This is a genomic window from Burkholderia sp. Bp9016 (genome assembly GCF_003857765.1).
GTDB lineage: Bacteria > Pseudomonadota > Gammaproteobacteria > Burkholderiales > Burkholderiaceae > Burkholderia.
Genome location: NZ_QTPY01000007.1, coordinates 96249 through 112339, shown reverse-complemented (window position 1 = coordinate 112339; position 16091 = coordinate 96249). Strand labels below are relative to the sequence as shown.

Annotated in this window: 16 protein-coding genes; 5 read left to right on the top strand and 11 right to left on the bottom strand. The window is 67.6% G+C overall.

Annotation, left to right across the window (positions count from 1 at the left end; genetic code table 11):
- Positions 1 to 123 precede the first annotated feature (123 nt).
- The gene (erpA, locus tag DIE13_RS10770; protein WP_124827126.1) at positions 124 to 495 is read left to right on the top strand and encodes an iron-sulfur cluster insertion protein ErpA; all 372 of its coding nucleotides are present in this window, start codon (positions 124 to 126) and stop codon (positions 493 to 495) included.
- A gap of 99 nt (positions 496 to 594) precedes the next feature.
- On the opposite strand, the gene DIE13_RS10765 is transcribed toward erpA, so the two are convergent.
- Positions 595 to 1743: an anhydro-N-acetylmuramic acid kinase gene (locus tag DIE13_RS10765; protein ID WP_124827125.1), complete on the bottom strand. Its 1149-nt coding sequence runs from the start codon at positions 1741 to 1743 to the stop codon at positions 595 to 597.
- A gap of 142 nt (positions 1744 to 1885) precedes the next feature.
- Between DIE13_RS10765 and tyrS the strand changes: the two genes are divergently transcribed.
- From tyrS to DIE13_RS10750, 3 genes are read left to right on the top strand one after another with little or no spacing between them, the layout of a single operon-like run.
- Entirely contained in the window at positions 1886 to 3127 is a 1242-nt protein-coding gene (gene tyrS / locus DIE13_RS10760) for a tyrosine--tRNA ligase (RefSeq protein ID WP_124827124.1), read from the top strand.
- Complete coding sequence (gene dtd, locus DIE13_RS10755) at positions 3124 to 3582, top strand: D-aminoacyl-tRNA deacylase (protein ID WP_096506374.1); 459 nt, start codon at positions 3124 to 3126, stop codon at positions 3580 to 3582. Before tyrS ends, dtd begins: the two co-directional genes overlap by 4 nt.
- A gap of 23 nt (positions 3583 to 3605) precedes the next feature.
- Positions 3606 to 4268: a histidine phosphatase family protein gene (locus DIE13_RS10750; RefSeq protein ID WP_124827123.1), complete on the top strand. Its 663-nt coding sequence runs from the start codon at positions 3606 to 3608 to the stop codon at positions 4266 to 4268.
- 51 nt (positions 4269 to 4319) lie between these two features.
- On the opposite strand, the gene DIE13_RS10745 is transcribed toward DIE13_RS10750, so the two are convergent.
- The 10 genes from DIE13_RS10745 to DIE13_RS10700 form a co-directional block, all read right to left on the bottom strand.
- On the bottom strand, positions 4320 to 5441 hold the full coding sequence (locus DIE13_RS10745; RefSeq protein ID WP_124827122.1) for a ParB/Srx family N-terminal domain-containing protein: 1122 nt from the start codon (positions 5439 to 5441) through the stop codon (positions 4320 to 4322).
- 138 nt (positions 5442 to 5579) lie between these two features.
- Complete coding sequence (locus tag DIE13_RS10740; RefSeq protein WP_124827121.1) at positions 5580 to 6530, bottom strand: oxygenase MpaB family protein; 951 nt, start codon at positions 6528 to 6530, stop codon at positions 5580 to 5582.
- A gap of 22 nt (positions 6531 to 6552) precedes the next feature.
- Positions 6553 to 7620 (bottom strand): Holliday junction branch migration DNA helicase RuvB, encoded by a 1068-nt coding sequence (gene ruvB / locus DIE13_RS10735; protein WP_124827120.1) that lies wholly within the window; start codon positions 7618 to 7620, stop codon positions 6553 to 6555.
- 108 nt (positions 7621 to 7728) lie between these two features.
- Complete coding sequence (gene ruvA, locus DIE13_RS10730) at positions 7729 to 8310, bottom strand: Holliday junction branch migration protein RuvA (protein WP_021162490.1); 582 nt, start codon at positions 8308 to 8310, stop codon at positions 7729 to 7731.
- Between the two features lie 183 nt (positions 8311 to 8493).
- The gene (ruvC, locus tag DIE13_RS10725) at positions 8494 to 9036 is read right to left on the bottom strand and encodes a crossover junction endodeoxyribonuclease RuvC (RefSeq protein ID WP_096506379.1); all 543 of its coding nucleotides are present in this window, start codon (positions 9034 to 9036) and stop codon (positions 8494 to 8496) included.
- Between the two features lie 151 nt (positions 9037 to 9187).
- Positions 9188 to 10753, bottom strand: coding sequence for a bifunctional phosphoribosylaminoimidazolecarboxamide formyltransferase/IMP cyclohydrolase (gene purH / locus DIE13_RS10720; RefSeq protein ID WP_124827119.1), 1566 nt, complete (start codon positions 10751 to 10753; stop codon positions 9188 to 9190).
- Between the two features lie 44 nt (positions 10754 to 10797).
- A complete protein-coding gene (locus DIE13_RS10715; protein ID WP_006476892.1) occupies positions 10798 to 11031 on the bottom strand; it encodes a Fis family transcriptional regulator in 234 nt (77 codons plus the stop codon).
- A complete protein-coding gene (gene dusB, locus DIE13_RS10710) occupies positions 11028 to 12095 on the bottom strand; it encodes a tRNA dihydrouridine synthase DusB (protein ID WP_006751898.1) in 1068 nt (355 codons plus the stop codon). The genes DIE13_RS10715 and dusB overlap by 4 nt, the downstream gene beginning before the upstream one ends.
- Before the next feature lie 143 nt (positions 12096 to 12238).
- Complete coding sequence (locus tag DIE13_RS10705) at positions 12239 to 13426, bottom strand: UbiH/UbiF/VisC/COQ6 family ubiquinone biosynthesis hydroxylase (protein WP_124827118.1); 1188 nt, start codon at positions 13424 to 13426, stop codon at positions 12239 to 12241.
- A 79-nt stretch (positions 13427 to 13505) separates the two neighbouring features.
- Positions 13506 to 14903 carry an aminopeptidase P N-terminal domain-containing protein gene (locus DIE13_RS10700; RefSeq protein WP_124827117.1) on the bottom strand — a complete coding sequence of 466 codons (1398 nt, stop codon included), beginning with the start codon at positions 14901 to 14903 and terminating at the stop codon, positions 13506 to 13508.
- Positions 14904 to 15087: 184 nt separating this feature from the next.
- On the opposite strand from DIE13_RS10700, the gene DIE13_RS10695 reads away from it, so the two are divergent.
- Positions 15088 to 15702, top strand: coding sequence for a glutathione S-transferase family protein (locus DIE13_RS10695; protein WP_124827116.1), 615 nt, complete (start codon positions 15088 to 15090; stop codon positions 15700 to 15702).
- The last annotated feature ends 389 nt before the right edge of the window (positions 15703 to 16091 follow it).

The window sequence follows — 16091 nt, the reverse complement described above, 5'->3', positions numbered from 1 at the left end:
GCGGCGGCGAGCCATGGGCGGCGCCCCGGATTGAAATCAACAAGAACCTATTGATTTCATGGACATCAGCACGATCTTCTGATCGGCCCTACAATAGCGGCTAAAGCTTTTTGGAGAGTTCGCATGAACGCTGTTACCGAATCCGCAGCAACGACCGCCGAAATGCCGGTACCGTTCGTCTTTACCGACGCCGCGGCCGACAAGGTCAAGCAACTGATCGACGAAGAGGGCAATCCCGACCTGAAGCTGCGCGTGTTCGTGCAGGGCGGCGGCTGCTCGGGTTTCCAGTATGGCTTCACGTTCGACGAGGAAGTCAACGAGGACGATACCGTGATGAACAAGAACGGTGTCCAGCTCCTGATCGACTCGATGAGCTACCAGTACCTGGTCGGCGCCGAGATCGACTACAAGGACGACATCAACGGCGCGCAGTTCGTGATCAAGAACCCGAACGCCACGACCACCTGCGGGTGCGGCTCGTCGTTCTCGGTCTGAGCGCACGACGGATCCTGTCCGGTTTCACCGGAATGAAAAACGGGGCTTGATGCCCCGTTTTTTTTCGCCTGTCCGCGGGATAACCGCGCGAGATGCGCGTCAGCGCGGATACAGCGCGCCGAGCACGCGTTCGCCGGCGGCACCGGTCACGCTCGCGAGATTGCCGGGCTGGCGCGCGATGAAGCGGTACCCTAGCCACGCGAACGCGAGCGCCTCGACCTGTTGCGGCGGCACGCCGAGCGCGGCCGTCGTGTCGACGGTCGCCGGTACGCCGGCTTTCTGCAGCGCATCCCTGAGCGCCGCGAGCAGCACCGGATTACGGGCGCCGCCGCCGCACACGAACACGGCCTTGCAGCCTGCCGCGTGCTGTGCGATCTCGCGTGCGACCGAGACGGCGGTGAGCGCCGTCAGTGTCGCCTGCACATCCTCCGGCGCAACCTGCGCAAAACCGGCGAGCTTCGCGTCCAGCCACGCGGGGTTGAACAGGTCGCGCCCGGTGCTCTTCGGCGGCGGTGCGCTGAAGTACGGCTCGTCGAGCAGCGCGTCGAGCAGCGGCGCATGCACGGTGCCGCGCGCGGCGAACTTGCCGCCGTCGTCGTACGCCTTGCCGAGGTGACGGGTTGCCCACGCATCGATCAGCGCATTGGCGGGCCCGCAGTCGAAGCCACGCACGTCGCCGCCTTCGCCGGGCAGGATCGTGATGTTGCTGATGCCGCCCAGGTTGCAGACGACCCGCGTCTCGCCCGGCGCGCCGAACACCGTCGCGTGGAACGCGGGGGCGAGCGGTGCGCCATGGCCGCCGGCGGCTACGTCGCGGCTGCGGAAATCGGCGATCACGTCGATATGGGTGAGCTCCGCGAGCAGTGCCGGATTGTTGAGCTGGCGCGTGTAGCCGCGCTCCGGCCGGTGCCGCACCGTCTGGCCGTGCACGCCGATCGCGCGGATCTCGTCGCGCGACAGCCCGGCGGAGCGCTGCAGCTCGTGGCAGCACACCGCGTAGCGTGCGACGAGCGCGTTCGCCGCGACCGATTCGCGGTCGATCTCGTTGTCGCCGGGCTGCTGCAGCGCGAACAGCGCGTCGCGCAGCGATTGCGCGAAGCCGACGAACGCTTCCGCGAGCACGACCGGCGCGCGGCCAGTCTCGAAACGCACGGCGACGCCGTCGACGCCGTCCATGCTGGTTCCCGACATCAGCCCGAAATAGATGCCGTCGGCAGGATGGGCGGGTTGCGGATGTCGTTGCGGCACGTTGGGTTCTCCTGGATCGTGCGGCGCGGGCCTATGCCGCGCGCCTTGCGCCCGATTATCCGCGCAACCTGATGCGTCGTTAAGCGATGCGCGCGCAAGTTATGGGAAAATCCCTGTTTTTGCGACATTCTTCCTGGCACCGATGAGCACCGAACCCAGTTCCAAGCCTGTTTTCCCGATCACCGACGAAGTCCGGCATGCGCTCGCCGTCACGAAGCGCGGCGTCGACGAACTGCTGATCGAGGAAGAGTTCGCGCAGAAGCTCGCGCGCAGCGCGGCCACCGGCACGCCGCTTCGTATCAAGCTCGGCCTCGATCCGACCGCGCCGGACATCCACATCGGCCATACGGTCGTGCTGAACAAGATGCGTCAGCTGCAGGACCTCGGCCATACCGTGATCTTCCTGATCGGCGATTTCACGTCGCTGATCGGCGATCCGTCCGGCCGCAACGCGACGCGCCCGCCGCTCACGCGCGAGCAGATCGAATCGAACGCGAAGACCTATTTCGAACAGGCCGCGCTCGTACTCGACCGTGACAAGACCGAGATCCGCTACAACAGCGAATGGTCGATGCCGCTCGGCGCGGACGGGATGATCAAGCTCGCGTCGCGCTACACCGTTGCGCGGATCCTCGAGCGCGAGGACTTCACGAAGCGCTTCCAGGGCGGCGTGCCGATCTCGATCCACGAATTCCTGTACCCGCTGATGCAGGGTTACGACTCGGTCGCGCTGAACGCCGATCTCGAACTCGGCGGCACCGACCAGAAGTTCAACCTGCTCGTCGGCCGCGAACTGCAGAAGCAGTACGGCCAGGAACAGCAGTGCATCCTGACGATGCCGCTGCTCGAAGGCCTCGACGGCGTCGAGAAGATGTCGAAGTCGAAGGGCAACTACGTCGGCATCAGCGAGAAGCCGACCGACATGTTCGGCAAGCTGATGAGCATCTCGGACACGCTGATGTGGCGTTACTTCGAGCTGCTGTCGTTCCGCAGCCTGGACGAGATCGCCGGCTTCAAGCGCGACATCGAGGGCGGCCGCAACCCGCGCGACTTCAAGGTGCTGCTCGCGCAGGAAATCGTCGCGCGTTTCCATTCGCAGTCCGACGCCGAGCGTGCGCTGGAGGACTTCAACCACCGCGCGAAGGGCGGCGTGCCGGAGGATATCCCGTCGGTCACGCTCGCGGGCGCGCCGCTTGCGATCGGCCAGTTGCTGAAGCAGGCCGGCCTCGTGCCGTCGACCAGCGAAGCGCTGCGCAACATCGAGCAGGGCGGCGTGAAGATCGACGGTGCCACCGTGTCCGACAAGGGCCTGAAGGTCGAGGCCGGCGAGTTCGTCGTTCAGGTCGGCAAGCGCCGCTTCGCACGGGTCACGCTGACCGCATGATCGCGCTGATCCAGCGCGTGAAGCGCGCCGACGTGCGCGTCGGCGACCGCACGACGGGCGAGATCGGCGCGGGGCTGCTCGCGCTCGTCTGCGCGGAGCGCGGCGACACCGAGGCCGCGGCCGACAAGCTGCTCGCGAAGCTGCTTGGCTACCGCGTGTTCAGCGACGCGGCCGGCAAGATGAACCTTCCGGTATCGAACATCGACGGCGCGGGCCATGCGGGCGGGTTGCTGCTCGTGTCGCAGTTCACGCTCGCGGCCGATACCAACAGCGGGCTGCGGCCGAGCTTCACGCCGGCCGCGCCGCCGGACGAAGGCGCGCGCCTGTTCGACTATTTCGTCGCGGCCGCGCGTGCGCGTCATCCGGTCGTCGAGACGGGCGAGTTCGGCGCCGACATGCAGGTGTCGCTGGTCAACGACGGCCCCGTGACGTTCTGGCTGCAAGTGCGGCCCTGATTCTTCCCCGGAGACGTGCCGCGATGGCCACCACGCAGATTCTGTTCATTCGCCACGGAGAGACGGCCTGGAACCGCATCAAGCGCATCCAGGGCCATATCGACATTCCGCTGGCCGACTCGGGGCTCGCCCAGGCGCAACGGCTTGCCGCCCGGCTCGCGCGGGAAGCGCGCGAAGGCCTGCGGCTCGATGCGGTTTACTCGAGCGACCTGATGCGTGCGCAGCAGACCGCGCACCCCTTTGCCGATGCGCTCGGGTTGCCGCTGCTATTGCGCGAAGGGCTGCGCGAACGCGCGTATGGCGCGTTCCAGGGGCATGACAGCACCGAGATCGAGGCACGCTTTCCGGATGCCTATGCCGCATGGCAGACCCGCGACCCGGGCTTCGCACCCGACGGCGGCGAGTCGCAGCGCGAGTTCTATCATCGTGTGCTGCATGCGCTCGAACCGATCGTCGCCGCGCATCCAGGCGGCCGGATCGCGTGCGTCGCGCACGGTGGCGTGCTCGATTGCGTGTACCGCTTTGCAAACGGTCTCGACCTGTCGGCGCCGCGCAGCTATCAGCTGCTGAACACGAGCATCAACGTCGTCGATTACGTCGATGGCCGCGCGCAGGTCGTGCAGTGGGCCGACGTGTCGCATCTCGATACCGAGAGCGACGACGACGGGTATCGCAAGGTACTTTGATCGTACCGGCCCCGCCCGGCGCAGCCGGCCGGGGCCACTTCCTCGCAGTGCTTACTGCGGCAGCGCGTGGCGCGCCTTGTAGTCGAGCGCGTACGCGATCTTGCCGGGCTTGTCGGCCGTGATCGGCTGGCGCAGCTTGTCGAACTCCCCCTTGTTGTATTTCTTCCCGCCGTTGATTGCATCGGCGCGCCCGAGGTCGGCGCCCGTCTTGCCGTCGATCACCGGGTCCGTTGCCGCGACCATGAGCGTCGACGCATTCCAGACCGCGTTCAGGTAGCCGGTGTCGGCCTTGGCCGGATCGGGATCGGTCGTGCCCGCGCGCGTCACCTCGTAGCTTGCGAGCGAGAACGTGCCCGGCTGCGCGCGCAGCCAGTCGGCCCAGTAGAACTCGAGATAGTCGGTGGATTGCGCGGGCTTGCTGTAGCCGATGTCGCGCGTGAAATAGACGAGCGAACGATAGCGGTCGTTCGTCATCCCGAGCTTCAGGCCTAGGCCGCTCGGCAGTTGCGCGGTCGTGATCGGTTTGCCTTCGCCGTTCTTCAGGCGCACGTAGCCGCGGTTTTGCATCTGCTGCCAGAACGCGTCGCCCGAGTAGTCGCTCAGGTTGTCCTTCACGACGACGTGCACATGCAGCGCAGCACCGCCATCGGGCGTCTCGTAATAGGTCGACAGACCGTGATGGCCGTCGGTCAGGTACAGCGTATCGCCGTTCGGGCCGATCACGACCGGGTTCAGCACCGAGCGGTCGCGTGCGTTCGCGTCGGTCGTCGTGCACGTGTAGCTCGCCGTGTCGCGCAACGTCGACTGTGCCGTGTAGCCGCTCGATGCGACGCCGCCGAGGCCTTCGTCCGCGCAGAAATCGTCGAACTTCTTGTCCGGCTGCAGTTCGTAGCGGCCGAGCTTGTAGTAGATCTGGTCGTAGCCGATCGCGCCTTGCGTCGGGTGCAGGTCGCCGAGCGTCACGTCGACCAGGTCGCCGGCGCGCGCAGTTTTCCATTTGCCCGGTTGCGGCGTGACGGTGGCGGGCGGCGTGGGCGTCGCGGCGTTGCCGTCGGACGGGGTTTGGGTGTCCGTATGCGCGACGGCGGCGACGTCGTCGCCTCCGCATGCGGCGAGCGCGAGAAGGGCGGACAGGCTGGCGGCCAGGGCAAAACGGATCGGCGGACGTGACATCGCGGGCATCGGGAATCGGTCGGGTTGGCGAAACGCCGCGCGGACGATTGACGTGATGAACGTGCGACCGTGCGCGGGTGCGAGCCCGTTAGCTTGTCACAAGTATTTGACAGCAAATTGAAATGATCGGAAGGATCGTCAGCCGGGCTGGTTGCCGCCGGGCGGCGTGGCGCTTGCGCGGCGCCGCGCCCGTTTCGAGACGCCGTTGACGAGCGCCCAGCGCAGCACCGGCGCGACGGCCCGCACGCCGGGCCGCACCAGCACACGCCGCAGCGGCGCGAACGTCGACAGGCCAAGCATCTGTTGCGCCCACGGCGGCAACAGGTCGATGCCGGCGTGCATCACCAGCGTTGCGGCGGGCCGCAGCGCCGGCTTCGCGACGGGGGCGTTCAGCAGGATGCGCATGACTTCAAAGGTGCGCGGGCCCGCGTCGAGTTCGGGCTGCATGCGCTCGAGGTACGCGGCGACTTCCGCGCACGAGCGCGGCACGGCCAGCGCGCCGAGCCGCTCGGCGATCTGCGCGGTTTCCGCGTAGTAGCGATCCTGAAGTTCGCCCGGCAGCGCTGGATTCACATAGCGCAGGTGCGCGGAGAGGAAGCTCGACACCTCGGCGACGTGGACCCACGTGAGCAGCGCCGGATCGTCGGCCCGGTACGTGCGGCCGTCGGGCGCAGTGCCGGACACGCGCATGTGAATCGCCTTCACGCGCTCGAGCAGCGCGAGCGCGTCCGCGCGGCTGCCAAACGTGGTGCCGGAAATGAACGTTGCGGTGCGCCGCAGCCTGCCGAGGATGTCGGTGCGAAACGACGAGTGATCCCAGACGCCCGCGAGCGCGAGCGGGTGGAGCGCTTGCAGCAGCAGCGCGGAGACGCCGCCCGTCATCATCGACGCGAAATCCGCATGCACGCGCCAGCAGACGGCATCGGGGCCGAACAGCCCCGGGTCGCCCGGCGGCGACGAATAATCGAGCGACGGGCCGCTGCCGGTGGTCAGATGCGTGATGCCGGCCGCGACGCGCTTGCGGATCGGTTCGACCCAGCGCGGGCCCGGAGCGGGCGCGGCGGGGTGAGGGCTGGGCGGCGTGGTCATGGCTGAACGATCGTGCTGCCGGTTACTTGCCGGCGGGCGCGTCCCACATTCCGCGTTCGGTGCTGCCGGCGTCGGGCGCGGAAAGCCCGAAGTGGCGGTAGGTGAGCAGCGTCGCGATGCGTCCGCGCGGCGTGCGCTGCAGGAACCCCTGCTGGATCAGGTACGGTTCGAGCACGTCTTCGATCGTGTCGCGCTCTTCGCCGATCGCCGCGGCGAGGTTGTCGATGCCGACCGGGCCGCCGTCGAACTTGTGCAGGATTGCCTCGAGCAGCTTGCGGTCCATCAGGTCGAAGCCGACCGGATCGACGTCGAGCATCGCGAGCGCGGCGTCGGCGACGGCGGCGGTGATCTGGCCGTCGGCCTTCACTTCCGCATAGTCGCGCACGCGGCGCAGCAGCCGGTTCGCGATCCGCGGCGTGCCGCGCGAGCGCTTCGCGATCTCCAGCGCGCCGTTCGGGTCGATCTGCGCGTTCAGCAGCGACGCGGAGCGTCGCACGATGCGCGACAGCTGATCGGCGTCGTAGAACTCGAGGCGCGAGACGATCCCGAAACGGTCGCGCAGCGGATTGGTCAGCATCCCCGCGCGCGTGGTCGCGCCGACGAGCGTGAACGGCTGCAGGTCGAGCTTCACGCTGCGGGCGGCCGGCCCTTCGCCGATCATGATGTCGATCTGGTAATCCTCGAGCGCCGGATACAGGATTTCCTCGACGACCGGCGACAGCCGGTGGATTTCGTCGATGAACAACACGTCGTTCGCTTCGAGGTTGGTCAGCAGCGCGGCGAGGTCGCCCGCGCGCTCGAGCACGGGACCCGACGTCTGGCGCAGGTTCACGCCCATCTCGCGCGCGATGATGTGTGCGAGCGTGGTCTTGCCGAGGCCCGGCGGCCCGAACAGCAGCACGTGATCGAGCGGCTCGGAACGGCGCTTCGCGGCTTCGATGAAGATCTCGAGCTGGCCGCGCACCTTTTCCTGGCCGACGTAGTCGTCGAGCTGGCGCGGCCGCAGCGCGCGTTCGAACACCTCCTCGTGGGACGAGGCGGGCGTGGCGGCGATGATCCGCTCGGTGGCGAGTTTGTCGGTTTCAATCATGCGGCCATTGTACCGCGCACCGTCATCCGGCCGAACTGGCCGAACGGCAGACTGGCGCGCACCGCACGGCGGCGCGACACTGGCCCGGACAGCGCGTTGGAGCGGCCGTTACGCCTTCGACAGGGCCTTGAGCGCGAGCTTGATGCCTTCGGATACGCCGGTGCCGGCCGGGACATTCTTGATCGCCGCGAGGCCTTCCTTTTCGGAGTATCCGAGCGCGAGCAGCGCGTTGAGGATGTCGGTCGCGTGGTCGGACGGCGACGCGGCGCCGGCAAGCGCACCGAGGTCGGCGCCGAGCTTGCCCTTCAGCTCGAGCAGCAGGCGCTCGGCGGTCTTCTTGCCGATGCCGGGCAGGCGCGTGAGGCGCGCGGCGTCCTGCATCGTCACCGCCTGCGCGAGCTCCTGCACGCTCATGCCTGACAGCACGGCGAGCGCCATGCGCGCGCCGATGCCGGTGATCTTCAGCAGTTCGCGGAAGGTTGTGCGCTCCTGTGGCGTCAGGAAGCCGTACAGCAGGTGGGCGTCCTCGCGCACGATCTGCTGCGTGAGCAGCACGACGCGCTCGCCCGTTTGCGGCAGGTTGTAGAAGGTGCTCATCGGCACGTCGATTTCGTAGCCGACGCCGTTGCAGTCGACGAGCAGGTGAGGCGGATTCTTTTCGAGCAGGATGCCGGCGATGCGACCGATCATGGATGGCGGGAAGCGAGGAAGAAAGCGCGAGTGTAGCGCAGGTGCGGCGCGATGCCGACGGATTGGCCGTCAGGCGGGGGCAATGCGTAGCGGGGCGGAGGGCGGGCCCGGCCGGGTGGTCGCGAGGTGTGCGGCATGCGATGCGAATGTCCGCACGCCGCGCCGGCCGATTGCGTGCGACTGTCAGCCGACGAGTCGTCCGCGCCGCACGCGCAGCCCTTTCTTCGCAAGCGCCGGCGCGAGGCCGCTGATCGTGCCGAGCGTGTTGCCGCTGTGCGCGTGGCAGATCGCCATGCCGAGCGCGTCGGCCGCGTCGCTGCCGGGCTGGCCGGACAGGTTGAGCAGCCGCGTGACCATCTCCTGCATCTGCGACTTGGTCGCGCGGCCGTAGCCGACGACGGCCTGCTTCAGCTGCAGCGCCGTGTATTCGGCGACCGGCAGGCCGCCTGCGACGAGCCCGCAGATCGCGGCGCCGCGCGCCTGGCCGAGCAGCAGCGTCGACTGCGGGTTCACGTTGACGAACACCTGCTCGATCGCGGCCTGGTCGGGCGCGTGCTCGCGCACGAGCGTCGAGACGCCCTGGAAGATCGTGCCGAGCCGGGTGGCCAGGTCGGCCGTCGGTGTGCGGATCACGCCGCTGGCGACATAGGCGAGCCGGTGGCCGCTGACGTCGATGACGCCGAAGCCGGTAACGCGCAGGCCGGGGTCGATGCCGAGAATTCGCATGAGTGAGGACAAAAACCTGATGCAGCGATACTACAACGAATGGTGCGGCGCACCGGCCGCGCGGCCGCATGCGCGGGCGCCGCGCAATAAAAAACCCGGCGGGTGCGATGCCGCCGGGTTGTCGTGCCGAGGCCGCGCGGGCCGCGTTCGATCAGTGACGGAAGTGGCGCACGCCCGTCAGGACCATCGCGATGCCGTGTTCGTCGGCCGCGGCGATCACTTCGTCGTCGCGCATCGAGCCGCCCGGCTGGATCACGCAGGTCGCGCCTGCCGCCACGACGACGTCGAGACCGTCGCGGAACGGGAAGAACGCATCCGATGCGACGGCCGAACCCGCCAGCGTGAGGCCCGCGTTCTGCGCCTTGATGCTCGCGATGCGTGCGGAATCGACGCGGCTCATCTGGCCTGCACCGACGCCGAGCGTCATGCCGTTGCCGCAGAACACGATCGCGTTCGACTTCACGTACTTCGCGACGCGCCATGCGAACAGCAGGTCGTCCATTTCCTTCGTGCTCGGCTGGCGCTTCGTGACGACGCGCAGCTCGCTCGGCTGCACGTTGCGCGAATCGAGCGATTGCACGAGCAGGCCGCCGCCGACGCGCTTCAGGTCGAATGCGTTATGGCCGTCGCCGAGTGCGATCTCGAGCAGGCGCACGTTCTGCTTCGCGGCGAACACCTGCTTCGCTGCGTCCGAGAACGACGGTGCGATCAGCACTTCGACGAACTGCTTCGCGACGGCTTGTGCAGCCGCTTCGTCGACTTCGCGGTTGAACGCGATGATGCCGCCGAACGCCGACGTCGGGTCGGTCTGGAATGCCTTCGCGTACGCATCGGCCGAATCGTTGCCGACCGCGACGCCGCACGGGTTCGCATGCTTGATGATCACGCAGGCCGGTGCGTCGAACGTCTTCACGCATTCCCACGCCGCGTCCGAATCGGCGATGTTGTTGTACGACAGTTCCTTGCCTTGCAGCTGGCGGTAGTTCGCCAGCGCGCCGGCCGGCGTCGCGAGGTCGCGGTAGAACGCGGCGCTCTGGTGCGGGTTCTCGCCGTAGCGCAGGTCCTGCACCTTGTCGAACGCCATGTTCAGCGTGGCCGGGTAGGCGCTGCGCGATGCGTGCTGCAGTTCGTCGGTCAGGCTCGTCAGGTAGTTCGTGATCGCGCCGTCGTATTGCGCGGTGTGCGCGAACACCTTCGTCGCGAGACGGAAGTTGGTCGCGTAGCCGACCGCATTGCCGTTCGCCTTCATTTCGTCGAGCACGACTGCGTAGTCGGCCGGGTCGACGACGACCGTCACGTCGCGGTGGTTCTTTGCCGCCGAGCGCAGCATCGTCGGGCCGCCGATGTCGATGTTCTCGATTGCGTCGGCGAGCGTGCAGTCATCCTTCGCGATCGTCGCGACGAACGGATACAGGTTCACGACGAGCAGGTCGATCGTCGGGATGCCGTGCTGCTCCAGCGCCTGCATGTGCTCGGGCAGGTCGCGGCGGGCGAGGATGCCGCCGTGCACCTTCGGGTGCAGCGTCTTCACGCGCCCATCGAGCATTTCCGGGAAGCCCGTGTAGTCAGCCACTTCGGTCACGGGCAGACCCGCGTCGGCGAGGAGTTTCGCGGTGCCGCCCGTCGACAGCAGCTTGACGCCGAGGTCGGACAGCGACTTCGCGAAGTCGACGATGCCGGTCTTGTCGGAAACGGAAATGAGCGCTTGCTTGATCATGATGGAACCACCAATAGCCAGGGAAACGGGGACGGGACGGCTGCCTACAGCAGGCCGTGCTGCTGCAGCTTCTTGCGCAGCGTATTGCGATTGATGCCGAGGTACTCCGCGGCGAGCGACTGGTTGCCGCCTGCCTGTACGAGCACGACCTCGAGCATCGGCTTTTCGACGCAGGACATCACCATTTCATAGACGTCGTGCGGATTGGAGCCGTCTAGATCCCGGAAATACACGTCCAGGCTCTCGCGGACACATTGTTCGATGTTGTGCTTGCTCATGCTGCTAACTGGTTATGGTCGTCCGACTCGCCCTGGCCGTTTTCCTCTTCGTCATCGACGTAGACGAGGTGGTCCGACAGCGCCTTTTGCGCCTCGAAGAATGCATTGACGGCGGCGAGCTGCTCGCGGGTGGAATCGAGCGTGTTCATTCGGTGCCGGAAGCCATTGGCACCGGAAAGGCCGCGAGTGTACCAGCCGATGTGCTTGCGCGCAGTACGGACTCCCGTGAATTCGCCGTAGAACGCATAGTGGTCTTCCAGGTGTTCGTTCATCACGTGCTGGATCTCGTCGATCCGCGGCGGGGGCAGCAGCTCGCCGGTTTGCAGGAAATGATCGATTTCACGGAACAGCCACGGCCGACCTTGCGCTGCACGACCGATCATCAGCGCGTCGGCGCCGGTTGCATCGAGCACGGCCTTCGCTTTTGCCGGCGACGTGATGTCGCCGTTTGCGACGACGGGAATGCGCACGGCCGCCTTCACGGCCGCGATCGTGTCGTACTCGGCGTCGCCGCGGTAGAGGTCGGCGCGCGTGCGGCCATGCACGGTCAGCATCGAGATGCCGGCGGCTTCGGCCAGGCGCGCGACGGTGATCGCGTTCTTGTGTTCGCGATCCCAGCCGGTGCGGATCTTCAGCGTGACGGGCACCGCATCGGGCCCGGTGCCGACCGCCGCGACGACGGCCTCGACGATCCGCTGCACGAGCGGCTCGTTCTGCAGCAGCGCGGAGCCGGCCGCGACGTTGCAGACCTTCTTCGCCGGGCAGCCCATGTTGATGTCGATGATCTGCGCGCCGTTGTCGACGTTGTAGCGGGCCGCTTCGGCCATCATCGCCGGATCGGCGCCCGCGATCTGCACCGCGATCGGCTCGACTTCGCCTTCGTGGTTCGCCCGCCGCATCGTCTTCGCGCTCTTCCACAGTTGCGCGTTGGACGCGACCATCTCGGACACGGCGTACCCGGCCCCCAGCCGTTTGCACAGCTGGCGGAACGGACGATCCGTCACGCCGGCCATCGGGGCGACGAACAGGTTGTTACGCAAAACGTGAGAGCCGATAACGGGCATCGCAATGGCACCGCCCGCGAGCGCGGGGCGTCGCGGGCCAAAAAGGGCGGAGGGAAAACGCGCATTTTACCGTATTCCCATGCCCCGCCGATTTGACCCGGTTTGAGTGGCCCGGCCGCGCGCAATGCGCGGCGCGTCGCGCGTCAGTTGCGCTGGCCGAACATCATCTGGCGCGCGATGGCCTTCTTGAGCGGCGGCACGAATTCGAGCGCGGTGAGTGCCGCGCCACGCAGCAGCGGAAGCGGGCCGGTATCGACCGTGAACAGGCGCGCGAGCGTGTCGGTCGCGCCGATCGTGAAGCGGCGGTCGAGCGCGCGCCGTGCGTTGAAGGTGGCGAGCGCGGTTGCTTCGAAGCCTTGCGCGGATAGCGCATCGACGAGCGTGTGCGCATCGCGCAACCCGAGGTTGAGCCCCTGGCCCGCGACCGGATGCAGCGTTTGCGCGGCGTTGCCGACAATCGCGATGCGTCCGCTGACGAGCGTTTGCGCGGCATTCAACCCGAGCGGGAACGACGCGCGCCCCGCGATCGCGACGAACTGGCCCATGCGCTCGCCGAATGCCGCGCCGAGTTCACGCAGAAACGCGTCGTCGGGCAGGGTGGCGCGGCGTGCCGCCTCGTCGGGCGTGCAGCACCACACGAGCGAGTATTTCTCCTGGCGCGGGCCGCCGAGCGGCAGCAGCGCGAGCGGGCCTTCGTGCGTGAAGCGTTCCCATGCGACGTGCGGGCGCGGTGCCGAGACCGTGACGGTGCCGACGATCGCGGTCTGTCCGTAGTCGCGCTGGTGTTTGCCGGTGTCGGCCTGCTGTTCGTGGAACAGCCCGCCTTCGGCGTTGACGACGAGGCGCGCGCGCAGCGTGCGCTCGCCTTGCGGCCCGTCGAGCGTCAGCGTGACGCCGTCGGCGTCCTGCTGCGGTGCGCGCGCGGTGGTCGACGTGAGCCAGTCGACGCGCGTGCCGTGCACCGCGCTCGCAAGCGCCTGCACGATCGAGCCATAGCGCACGACGTAACCGAGCGCGGCAAGGTCGTGCTCGTCACGGTCGATCAGCGTGCGGCCGAAATGGCCGCGCTGCGAAACGTGGATGTGTTCGATCGGCGTCGCATCGCCGGGCCACGCGAGCGTGTCGAGCAGCACGCGACTGCCGTGCGACACGGCGATCGCGCGCGGATCGTTCGCGCTCGCGGCCGGTTCGCGTGCGTCGATCAGCGCGATCGACGCACGCTGCGTCGCGCTGCGCCGCGCGAGCCAGCCGGCGAGCGCGAGCCCGACGGGGCCCGCGCCGACGATGGCGAGGTCGTAGTCCGGCGTGGCCGGGGAGGAAGCGGTCGTCATCAATGTTCGTGAAACAGGGTAACGGTCAACGGCAGCCGACGGCGGTCCGCTGCCGGCTGACGAAGGCGCGGCGGCCGGCTCATGCGCCGTGCGCCGCGCCCGCGCGCATCAGCGCCTCGATCTCGGCCGCCGCAACGGGGACGTCGCGCGTAATCAGCTCGCAGCCGTGCTCGCGCACGATCGCATCGTCCTCGATCCGGATGCCGATGTTCCAGTATTCGGACGGCACGTCGTCGGCGGCGCGCACATACAGGCCCGGCTCGACGGTGAGCGTCATGCCGGGCTTCAGCGTGCGCCACGGCAGCATGCCGTTCGCGTCGCGCGCGGCGAGCCGCTCGCGGTAGTCGCCGCAATCGTGCACGTCCATCCCGAGCCAGTGGCCGGTGCGGTGCATGTAGAAGCGCGCGTACGCGCGCTCCGCGATCACGTCATCGACGTTCGCAAAGCGCGTTTTCGGAATGATGCCGGTGTCGAGCAGCCCCTGGGCCAGCACGCGCACGGCCGCGTCGTGCGGCGCCTCGAACGGCACGCCCGCGCGCGTCGCGTCGATCGCGGCCTGTTGCGCGGCGAGCACGATGTCGTACAGCGTGCGCTGCGCGGGCGAGAAGCGCCCGTTGGCGGGGAAGGTGCGCGTGATGTCCGACGCGTAGCCGTCGAGTTCGCACGCGGCGTCGATCAGGATCAGGTCGCCATCCTGCGCGGCCGCGTTTCCGGCCGGGTAGTGCAGCACGCATGCGTTCGCGCCGGCCGCGACGATCGAGCCGTACGCGGGCGCCTGCGCGCCATGCTTGCGGAACGTATACAGCAGCTCGGCCTCGAGTTCGTATTCGCGGACCCCCGGGCGGCAGGCCTGCATCGCACGGCGATGCGCGAGCGCGGAGATGTGCGCGGCACGCATCATGGTCGCGAGTTCGTGCTCGTCCTTCACGAGCCGCATGTCGTCGAGCAGCGGCGTGAGGTCGAGCAGCGCGTCCGGCGCTGCGACGCCCGTGCGGGCCTGCGCGCGTACCGCGTCGACCCAGCCGGCGAGCTGGCGCTCGAAGTCGGCCGACGCGCCGAACCGGTAGTGCACGGTGCCCGCGTCGGCGAGCAGGCGCGGTATCTCGGTGTCGATCACGTCGACCGCGTAGGCCGAGTCGAAACCGAATGCGTCGCGCGCGGCTTCGGGCCCGTAGTGGAATCCTTCCCAGATCTCGCGATCGGCATTCTTCGCACGGCAGAACAGGATCGACTCCGGCGCGCCATGCGACGCGGCCGAGTTCAGCACGAGCACGGCATCGGGCTCGGCGAACCCTGTCAGGTAATGGAAGTAGCTGTCGAACCGGTACGGAAATGCCGTATCGCGGTTGCGCAGCACTTCCGGCGCGGTGGGGACGATGGCGACGCCGCCGCCCGCGGCACGCAGTGCGGCAAGCACGCGTTCGCGGCGCTGGCGGTAGACGTCGACGGCGATGGCGGTATCGAGGGGCGCATTCATCGTGCGATTGTAGCGCCGCCGGACGCGGCGCGTGAGAGCGGCGGCCGCGAGCCGCGCCGGCAGGGGCCGAGCGGCGGCTGTTGCAAACCATCCACAGGCCGGACGGGCGATTTTCTACCCGGCCGCGCCTGCCGGTTATGATCGGCGACAACGTATACTCTCGGCAGTTCCCTTAGAAAGGCAGATGATGAAATTAATCGGTTCGCTCAGCAGCCCGTTCGTCCGAAAGGCGCGGATCGTGCTCGCCGAAAAGAAGATCGACTACAAGCTGGAGCTCGAGAACGTGTGGGCGCCGGAGACGGACATTCATGCATCGAACCCGCTCGGCAAGGTCCCGTGTCTCGTGATGGAGGATGGTGCTGCGGTATTCGATTCCCGCGTGATTTGCGAATACGTCGATACGCTGTCGCCGGTCGGCAAGCTGATTCCGCCGTCAGGGCGCGAGCGCGTCGAAGTGCGTTGCTGGGAAGCGCTGGGCGATGGTGTGCTCGATGCCTCGGTCGCGATCCGTCTCGAATACACGCTGCGCGACGAAGCGCAGCGCAGCGCGAGCTGGATCGCACGTCAGCAGCGCAAGATCGACGACGGCCTCGTCGCGATGTCGCAAGGCCTCGGCGGCAAGACGTGGTGCGTCGGTAATCATTACACGCTCGCCGACATCGCACTCGGCTGCGCGCTCGGCTACCTCGACTTCCGGATGCCCGAGCTCAACTGGCGCGACCACCACCCGAATCTCGACAAGCATTTCGCGAAGCTGTCGCAGCGCCAGACGTTCGCCGACACGCTTCCGCAAGGCTGAGCACCGCCGGCTGCGTATTGAGCAGACAAAAAAGCGCCCCGCGGGGGCGCTCTTGTTTTGGTGCGCCCGGCAGGGCGCACTCACTAGGAGGTGAAAGTCCTCTACACGCCCGGCAAGGGGAAGTGTTAGCCAATGGCAAGGGCGTCGCGGGCGACTGCGAGTCTGAAGGAAGCCGGAGGCAAAGCGCTGGCCTGACGAACAGGAAGCGGATAAGAGACGACGCGTTGGGGTGAGGCGGCCCAAACAGCCAAAGCCCGAAACTTGCACGGTCCGACGCGGCGTATATCCGACAGGCATAAGCGTGAAGGTGGGTGCGCAATACCCGGGGAGATCTGCACGGTTGCCGAAGTGCTACTGGCGTCGAGAGGCGTCGGGCGGGGGCGTCCATT